The organism is Nocardia heshunensis (assembly GCF_054782115.1).
This window is the reverse complement of the sequence record NZ_BAAGTC010000044.1, coordinates 1-619: the sequence shown is the minus strand read 5'-3', so window position 1 is coordinate 619 and position 619 is coordinate 1. Positions and strand designations below refer to the sequence as shown.

At 50.9% G+C, this 619-nt stretch carries 1 protein-coding gene; it reads right to left on the bottom strand.

Annotated features, from left to right (window positions below; all coding sequences use genetic code 11):
- Positions 1 to 132: 132 nt before the first annotated feature.
- Complete coding sequence (locus ACYVN4_RS45050) at positions 133 to 444, bottom strand: hypothetical protein (RefSeq protein WP_125685981.1); 312 nt, start codon at positions 442 to 444, stop codon at positions 133 to 135.
- Positions 445 to 619: the final 175 nt, after the last annotated feature.

Sequence of the window (619 nt, the reverse complement as noted above, 5' to 3'; positions counted from 1 at the left end):
GCTACATCCTGCACCACTTTGTCGAAACCGAACTCCAACATAACCTGATAGCTAGGATTACTCCCATCGTCAGGGTTAAACAGCTTGAGTTGTTTCAGTAGCTCTTCTCTCCGTGGATGTTTATCCATCAGATCACCCCACTAACGCCAGCAAGTCAGCCTTCAACGTCTTACCACTGTGGTCGATGCTGTGAACGTCTAGCCAGCTGGTAATCTCAGCCACTGTGTTGCTATCGGTCGGCTTAGTGTCACCGGCTGGGTCAAAGACAGCTGGTGCCGTAATGGTGACTACCGGGAAGTCGAATCGAGCAGTCTTGACACCATCACCATCGACCAGTTCTCCAGTGAACTCACCAGCGGCATAAGCCTTGGCTGGCAAATCAATGTGGACCGGGGCTTTCCCCGAACCAACCAGGATCTCGCCCTGATATACGTTTAAAATCATAATTTAACCTCCTGTCGCAGTAAAGTCGGCTCCGCCCTCGCTTGGGCTCACACTAATCGCGGTAGGAGCCGCTAAGCTTTTGGGGTAGCTACCTTGTCAGACGTAACGAACTCGATACCCTTCGTCTTGGTCTTCAGTAGTAGAACATCATCGTAGCTTTGTTCGTAGTACAGGT